Genomic DNA, 1,037 nt, shown 5'->3' on the forward strand with positions numbered 1-1,037 from the left:
CCGCCGGACTGGCGGTGGCCTGCGGCGATCTGCTCCGGCGCAACGGCCGGGTCTACGGCGCCCGGGTGCTCCTGCTCGTCGGCGGAGGTGACAACGGCGGCGACACGCTCTACGCGGGCGCCGCGCTCGCCCGGCGCGGCGCGGGCGTCCGGGCGGTGCTGGCCTCCCCGGACAAGGCCCACCCGGGCGGGCTCGCCGCCCTGCGCGCGGCGGGCGGCCAGGTCATCGGCGCCCCGGAGGACTTCGCGCCCGTGCACCTCGTCGTCGACGGCATCACCGGGATCGGCGGCCGGGGCGGTCTGCGTCCGGACGCGGAACGGCTTGTCCGCGAGGCGACGGCGGGGCGGGCCCCGGTGCTCGCCGTGGACCTGCCGAGCGGTGTCGAGGCGGACACCGGCCAGGTGCTGGGCCCGGCCGTCCGGGCGGACGCCACGGTGACCTTCGGTACGTACAAGCCGGGCCTGCTCGTCGATCCGGCCGCCGAGCACGCCGGCGCCCTGCACCTCGTGGACATCGGCCTCGGGCCCGAACTGCCCCAGCGGCCCGAGCTGGAAGCACTCCAGTACGCGGACGTCGCCGCCCTGCTGCCCGTGCCGTCCGGGGAGAGCGACAAGTACCGGCGCGGCGTGGTCGGGGTGGCCGCGGGCTCCGAGCGGTACCCGGGCGCGGCCGTCCTGGCCGTCGCGGGCGCGCTGCACGGCGGCGCGGGCGCGGTCCGGTACTCCGGGCCGGGCGCCCAGGCGGTGATCGCCCGCTTCCCGGAGACCCTGGTGCACCCCGGGCGGCCCTCCGAGGCCGGGCGGGTGCAGTCCTGGGTCTGTCTCTTATACACACGGGCCTGGGCGACGGCTCCGACGCGGCGGCGGCGGTGGCCGACGTCCTCGCCGCCGACGTGCCGGTACTGGTCGACGCCGACGGGCTGCGGCTGATGGACGCCGGCACCGTACGCGCCCGTACCGCACCCACCGTGCTCACCCCGCACGCCGGGGAGGCGGCGGCCCTGCTCGGGGTGGCGCGCGAGGAGGTCGAGGCGGGCC

General features: G+C 78.7%; 1 pseudogene. It reads left to right on the plus strand.

Features of this window, described 5'->3' with window-relative positions:
* Window positions 1–1,037 (plus strand): annotated as a pseudogene (locus IH13_RS36525) (NAD(P)H-hydrate epimerase); the annotation flags it as partial.

Origin of the sequence: Streptomyces sp. NRRL WC-3549 (assembly GCF_000721935.1) — a bacterium.
GTDB lineage: Bacteria > Actinomycetota > Actinomycetes > Streptomycetales > Streptomycetaceae > Streptomyces.